Below are 6,492 nucleotides of genomic sequence, written 5' to 3' on the forward strand. Positions count from 1 at the left end.
AAAGAGTACGGTAAACTTTAAGCATACTCACAGTTACCTAAATTTTAACAAAAAAACAACCCCAATCAAGGTATTACTCCTTAAGTGGGGTTAGGCAAGGTTTATTAACTAAATAGGGCGTGCTGAAAAACGCCGGTGGTTGAATAAATCCATAATATTTTAATTGACCCTTCATTTAATTAAGATTGTCTTTTTAAGTAGGTGTAAGCTTATCCTACATGCTTAGGCTAAAGGAGTTCTTTACCTATTTTTCCTCAAGTCAATATTTATGTTTGAGTTGATCATAAATCCATGATTGGTTTGAAAAATATTCTGACCATTGATTTGTCTTCCAAACTGAATGATTTGATTCATATATCCTGCATCTATCCTCAAGTTTTTATTGAACCTATACCCAAGCAATAAACCTAACCTATTTTGGTCAAAAATATTAGCATTTACATTTTCTCCAAAACCTATGAACACCTCATCAAAAAATACCAAGTAGTATGTTCTATCTATGATCTGTGGATTATTGAGTGGTAAATATGTCCTAAGCATATACCTTACCCTATCCTGATACAAAAAATCATCTTCTGAAGTACTGCTTGGAGAGTCAAATCTACCGACAAAACGCTGCTCCAACATAAACCTATGGTGAATAGATAGCCTACCCTCATTTTGGATAAGTCTCACCATTTGAAAAGTCTTGTATTGGCTGAACTGCATCCCAAAGACATTGATAGGAATCTCGCCATAGGGAAAAGTCTCTATCCATGCGGCTCCAGCTCTAAACATCACTCGATCATTTAGGTGATAATTCACACCAAATCTCAATAAAAATTGCTGCCAGTCTGTAATGAAATCAGATCTCCTGATTTGAAATTCTGAATGAACATCAAATTTATCTGACACTTTAAATGTCCCAAATGTATTATACCATCCTATATTTTCTCGGGTATTGATACGATTATTTTGAGCCAATATGCTTACCGAAAATAGCACAAGACTTAAAGTGAAAATAACCTTTATCATGCAAATAACTCGTTAGATCCTGAACAAACCATTTATAATATGAAAACAACCATCCTTCCATCAGATTCAAAATCTCTGTTGAAGGTTGGATAAGTATTAGGTCTGCTATCCTATCAAGAAAAAATCTTTTACTCTCGAGAAAAGGAGTAAAAAGCCCCAACTTTAAACCTAATTTCTAGGCATTGAAAAAATGAAAAAAAGTTAGATTTACATTAGAGAAATCACTTTTAGCATTGAAATTTTTCCTTGAGATAGGTCAAAAGCTACTCCTATACGTAAATCTAACTTTCTGTAGCAGAAATTATTTGAAATTAATTTGCTGGATTGTAGGGTAAAGAAGATTTATGAACAATGATCCTCAGTTTTCCATCTTCACCTTTTTTAAAAACCCAAGTTTTATCCACCATCACTTCATTCCCTTCTTTATCCATGACCCACACATTCCCCATGGTAATGGCTACTGATCCATAGATTTGGATTCCTTGTTTGTTTCCGCCAGTATTTTCAAACCTTGCATTTACCCATGGATTGAGTGCAAAGCCTTTGTCATTTGGGAAATTTGAATCGCCACCTACAAAATAGGCCAATGCGCCAGCTTTTGTGTTTCTGAAAGTCTGGTCTCCATGAGTTAGTGTTGGTTTAAAAAAGACCTTCCCATAATCATAGTTATAAGCATCCGTCAAAACTTGCTCTGCATAAGCCTTAAAGTCCCCTCCTTCTTCTTTCAATCTACCTATTTCAACCAATGCTTTGCACCACGCTTCTTGAGCGGCTATAACTTCATCATAGGTTATAATTTCCTTCGCTCCTTCTTCTACATATACAAGACCAAGTTCATCGACAACCTCCTGAACCTTCTTGTCCCCAAATTTCTTTTCCTCTTGATTTACCTCTTTAGATTGCTCGCAACCGTAAAAAATTAGACCAATTGAAAATAAACCTAAAATAATTTTACTGTTTCTCATGATTTTGAAATTAACTTTTAAATAATTCATTATTAACGTTTGGCCAAATCGTTGAGATTGATACGGAACAAGTTTTCAAATAGTTTTGGTAGAAAATTAGATTTTCATTAGGAAGTTTATCTTATTTTTTTGGGCTTCAATTCTCAATGGCTATAGACCCTGAACTCACCGATCCATTTACAGTTTTGCAAGACCCATTATTGATCAGTAGGCTTTTACCTGTTCTTTGATCACCTACTTTTATAGATCCTGAAGCTGCCTTCATATTGAAATTGTAATCCTCAATATTTGAATTGGTATTGATCTTAATACTTCCAGATCCTGCTTTTAAATTAGGGTTTTCACCTAAGCCTGCTTGTTCTGCTTTGAATGATCCAGAGCTTACACTTACATTTTCTATACTACCGATTTTGGAAAGCTTTGCATTTCCCGAACTCAACTGTAGGGAAACATTGCCAGCTACTTGATCCGCTTGAAAAGATCCACTGGAGAAAGAGACATTAAGATCTCCCGAAACTTCAGCAATTTCCGCTCGGCCGGAACCGCCTCTGAAATTCACATCTCCATTGACTTGCTTCAAGTCTACAGTACCTGAACCCATGCTCAATTCGACATCACCTTTTATCCTACTCAAATTTGCTCTTCCTGATCCTATTTGAAAGTGAGTAATGTTAGAGGAAACATTAGTAACATCAATTTTTCCCGACCCTCCTTGGACCACAAGGTTGATTTGCTCAGGTCCTTTGATCTTGACATGTCCTTTTGTCTGATTGTTGCCCCAGGTCACATTCGACTGTTCATTTTTATAGGTTATTTTCAAAACATTCCCTACTTGAACAAATACAATATCTTGTTTGGTTTGATTTGATTCAAGATATGCATCAGCTGTTACTGTTGCGATAGAAGCATCTCCTGCATAAACTATTTCAAGCCCTCCGCTTCTTATTTCAATCGTTTCGACTCCTTGAAAGGTTCGCTGGGTATCTATCAATATCTCCCTTTGGGCACTTACCTCCAAGCTTGTGAATAAACACAAACATGCTATTATTGTATTTAATGCTGTTTTCATAATTTTTAGATTATAGTGTTATACCGAAACTAATGGCATTGGCTCTTGGACCTTTATCTTTGATGAAATAGTCATTCAAATCATAGCTAATAAAGAAGTCTGTGCCACCAATTCCTAAATTAGCCCTGGCCCCATACCTTACATTGTTCGCAAACATATTTGCTCTGTCGAAAATCTTATTTTTATTGCCATCAATGTCATCATAAACAAATTTCCCTCTTCCTCCCAATCTGAAACCAGCGTATGGCCCAACACCAAATCTAAACTTACCATTGTTGGAATGAATTGTAGGGATCAAACTTAGGTTGACATAAGATGAAGTGATTTTTGACTTTGTTCCCACGCCATTGCCAGTGAACTGCTCAAAGCCAATCCCATCAGCTTCACGTACAGCGATAAGGTTTCTATCTTCAAATTTGAAATTGTACCAATTCACCCCTAAGCCTGGATTTAAAGAGAAATTATTACCAAATTTATATTGCCGCTGATAGTTGATACCTACTGTCCAGCTTCCCCATGGTTTCACCTGTGGAGTTGGGTCATTTTCCACCCAAGTGTTTATTCCTAAGTCAAAATTCATTGAGCGCTCGTACCTTCTTTTCTTTTTTCCTTTGAACTGTACATCTTCGCCATTGGTAGTAAGTGACCAATGTTTGTCTTCATATTTCTCATAATGCCAGTCAGAGCCAAATAATTTAAAATCCTTCGTCTTGACAACATTTTTCTGCTCGATTTCTTCTTCTTGAGCAAATCCCAACGAACAAATCGTTAAAGATAATGCCATAATAAACAATAGCTTTTTCATAGTCTGTTTTGGTTTAGTTTGTACTAGATTAGAAAATTACTCCAAAAGTGATTGGATTTAGTTCAGGGCCTCTACCTTCCTGAAACAAGGTATTGAGATCATAAGTAGTAAAGAAGTTGAGCCTTCCTACCCCTAGTTCACCTCTAAGCCCATACCTGTAATTATTCAAAAATGTACCTGTATTAAGCTTTTCTTTGCGTCTCCCTCCCCCATCAAATTCTCTGTAGACATACTTACTTCTTCCTCCTAGTCTATATCCAATATATGGCCCTGCTGCTATTCTCAGTCCTTTATGTCCATTGTCATTCATTCTTCCAAAATCCAATTTCAGAAGCGTTTGGGCTGTTAGGTAAGAAGCGGATATTTTACTTTTAAAACCATTGACATCTGTTCTTTGAATGAATTCTATTTCATCTACACCCCTTACAGCTTGAAAATCCCTATTCTCAAATTTGAAGTTGTACCATTGGAAACCTAATCCAAAATCCCAATAGAAGCCTTTGGAAATTCTTTGAGAAGCCATCCAGTTGAGCCCTACATTCCAACTTCCCCAGCCTTTGGTAGCAAAAGGATCTGCTGAAGAAGGGAAGTCACCATCGGCATTGAGGTAGGAATTGATTCCTAGATCAATATTAAAGTCAGTTTTAAAAGCAGGCTCCTTTTTCTTCTTTCTTTCGGTGGATTCAACCTTAACTTTTGTGTTGCCATCTGATTCGTCTACGATTACTTTGACGCGACCTACTGTGACTTCTGTTTCAGGGCCTTGCTCTTTCACTGTCACGATCTCTCTGTTTCCTATCTTGGTTTTGTGCTCTACGATATTCCACTCTCCTGTTTCTTTATTCAATTCCACATCTAACTGACGGATGATTTCATTTACATCCATGGCTTTGAGTTTATCAAAATCCTCCTTGCTATCAATGAGAAGGACTATTTTTCCTGATTTACCAAATTCGATGATGATGCTATCATTTGCGGTAAGCCGTTGGCTTAAGGTAGTTCCAAATGCAAATTGTACGACTGCCATCAAGCTGAACAATAACAAATATTTTTTCATATGTCTATAATGTCTAATTGCTTATTTACTTTTCTCTCTTTTAGTGGTAATCGATGCAAAAAGATTGTTTTTTGCGTCCTGCAGTTCCGCAAATCCTTGATCTACCTTACTCAATAAGCCACCTATTTTTTCTACTTTTTCTTCAATATCATCAATCAACCCTTGCTTTGCTGGAATTATAGGTTCTTCTTTCAATCCAGAACTCTTGATAGTCACTCTATAAGAAGGCTCTTCATGTGTCTTTTGGTTTTCAGCCAAAGTAATTGATTGACTTAAATCTAATTGTGGTAAATCCAATTGTGGCAAATCAATCTCCTCTAGCTTCTCAATTTTTGGATCTAAGCTCTTGACCTCTTTGTCTATTTTCTGACTTGGTTTGTCAATTACTAGCTTTGAATTATCCGCAGTTAACTTGCCTTGAGAACCTTGATCTACTTTTACTGATGTGGCTTCCTCTACTACTAATTCAGCTTCAACCACTTTTTGACTAGGATTCTCAGTCAAGGTTTTTTGATCAATTATCGTGGTAGACGATGTATCCCCCTCATTTTGATGCGCCATTTGCTCTTTTGGCAACATAAGATCATTTGACATAAACCAACTTGTGTACCCCAATCCAGCAATCAATATGATTGATGCCGCTACTTTCAGGAAGGGATATCGTTTTTTGGACTCAGGAGCAGGTAATTTACTCTCGAGCTTTTCCCATGCTAATGAAGAAGGCTTTTCTTCATGATTTTGGAGCTTTCTCCTGAAAACTTCATCCATATTTTTATCTTGATTAGCCATTGATTCTCCTTTCTTTAAGTTCTTGTTCGGCTATTTTTTGTTTCAATAAATTCCTACTTCTATTCAGCTGAGACTTTGAAGTGCTCTCACTGATACCAAGTAGCTCTGCAATCTCTGCGTGACTGTAGCCCTCTATCACATAAAGATTGAAAACTGTCCTGTAGCCCGTCGGAAGACTTGTAACTAGTTCCATCAGCTCTTCAGCTTCCAGATGATTTAGCTCATAGCTCGACTGGGCATACTCATGATCAGGCTCCAAATTGACCTCCATTAATAAGTTTTTGCTACTTCTCAAAGTAAGAAGTGCATGTGTCACAATCACTCTCTTCATCCAGCCCTCAAAACTACCTTTGGACTCAAACTGCCCGATTTTTTCAAAGATCTTCATAAACGATTCTACCAAAACATCTTCCGCCAAATCTCGGTCTTTGATGTATCGCAGGCAGATTGTATAGAATTTTTTTGAATAGGTATCATAAAGGAATCTTTGGGCTTTTCGATCTCCCTTTCGACATCCTTCGATGATTTCATATTCATTTCTAAAAACTCTATTTCCAAACATTTTTATCGTCTTTCAATTAAGTAGATACAGGTCAGTCCAATTTGGTTGCATGAAGATGTGAAAAAAAGTTAAAAAAAATACGGGTCATTTTCCAAATGACCCGCCTTAAGTTTGGCTAATTTCTATTATAGAATAGGCTTGATAGAGTATGAACTGGGTAATTTTTAGCACTTCGTTGTTTTTGCTCCATGTTCACGAAGTCGGAGAAATTGATTTTGACTGAATCAGACC

General features: G+C 36.7%; 7 protein-coding genes. All 7 read right to left on the reverse strand.

Annotated elements, in window-relative coordinates; genetic code table 11:
* Positions 1–240: 240 nt before the first annotated feature.
* On the reverse strand, positions 241–1,014 hold the full coding sequence (locus MM214_RS17260) for a DUF2490 domain-containing protein (protein ID WP_241297421.1): 774 nt from the start codon (positions 1,012–1,014) through the stop codon (positions 241–243).
* Between the two features lie 311 nt (positions 1,015–1,325).
* Positions 1,326–1,979 (reverse strand): hypothetical protein, encoded by a 654-nt coding sequence (locus tag MM214_RS17265; protein WP_241297422.1) that lies wholly within the window; start codon positions 1,977–1,979, stop codon positions 1,326–1,328.
* 136 nt (positions 1,980–2,115) lie between these two features.
* Positions 2,116–3,048 carry a DUF4097 family beta strand repeat-containing protein gene (locus MM214_RS17270; RefSeq protein WP_241297423.1) on the reverse strand — a complete coding sequence of 311 codons (933 nt, stop codon included), beginning with the start codon at positions 3,046–3,048 and terminating at the stop codon, positions 2,116–2,118.
* A 10-nt stretch (positions 3,049–3,058) separates the two neighbouring features.
* Positions 3,059–3,853 (reverse strand): outer membrane beta-barrel protein, encoded by a 795-nt coding sequence (locus MM214_RS17275; protein ID WP_241297424.1) that lies wholly within the window; start codon positions 3,851–3,853, stop codon positions 3,059–3,061.
* Between the two features lie 28 nt (positions 3,854–3,881).
* Entirely contained in the window at positions 3,882–4,910 is a 1,029-nt protein-coding gene (locus tag MM214_RS17280) for a porin family protein (protein ID WP_241297425.1), read from the reverse strand.
* A gap of 21 nt (positions 4,911–4,931) precedes the next feature.
* The gene (locus MM214_RS17285; protein WP_241297426.1) at positions 4,932–5,699 is read right to left on the reverse strand and encodes a hypothetical protein; all 768 of its coding nucleotides are present in this window, start codon (positions 5,697–5,699) and stop codon (positions 4,932–4,934) included.
* Positions 5,692–6,261, reverse strand: a complete 570-nt coding sequence (locus MM214_RS17290; protein ID WP_241297427.1) for an RNA polymerase sigma factor — start codon at positions 6,259–6,261, stop codon at positions 5,692–5,694. The genes MM214_RS17285 and MM214_RS17290 overlap by 8 nt, the downstream gene beginning before the upstream one ends.
* Positions 6,262–6,492 lie beyond the last annotated feature (231 nt).

This window comes from Belliella kenyensis (genome assembly GCF_022549675.1).
GTDB lineage: Bacteria > Bacteroidota > Bacteroidia > Cytophagales > Cyclobacteriaceae > Belliella > Belliella kenyensis.

Excerpts from the sequence above, each read along its gene's own strand:
- MM214_RS17265 (WP_241297422.1), bottom strand. The coding sequence starts at position 1,979 with ATGAGAAACAGTAAAATTATTTTAGGTTTATTTTCAATTGGTCTAATT.
- MM214_RS17290 (WP_241297427.1), bottom strand. The coding sequence starts at position 6,261 with ATGTTTGGAAATAGAGTTTTTAGAAATGAATATGAAATCATCGAAGGA.
- MM214_RS17270 (WP_241297423.1), bottom strand. The coding sequence starts at position 3,048 with ATGAAAACAGCATTAAATACAATAATAGCATGTTTGTGTTTATTCACA.
- MM214_RS17260 (WP_241297421.1), bottom strand. The coding sequence starts at position 1,014 with ATGATAAAGGTTATTTTCACTTTAAGTCTTGTGCTATTTTCGGTAAGC.
- MM214_RS17285 (WP_241297426.1), bottom strand. The coding sequence starts at position 5,699 with ATGGCTAATCAAGATAAAAATATGGATGAAGTTTTCAGGAGAAAGCTC.
- MM214_RS17280 (WP_241297425.1), bottom strand. The coding sequence starts at position 4,910 with ATGAAAAAATATTTGTTATTGTTCAGCTTGATGGCAGTCGTACAATTT.
- MM214_RS17275 (WP_241297424.1), bottom strand. The coding sequence starts at position 3,853 with ATGAAAAAGCTATTGTTTATTATGGCATTATCTTTAACGATTTGTTCG.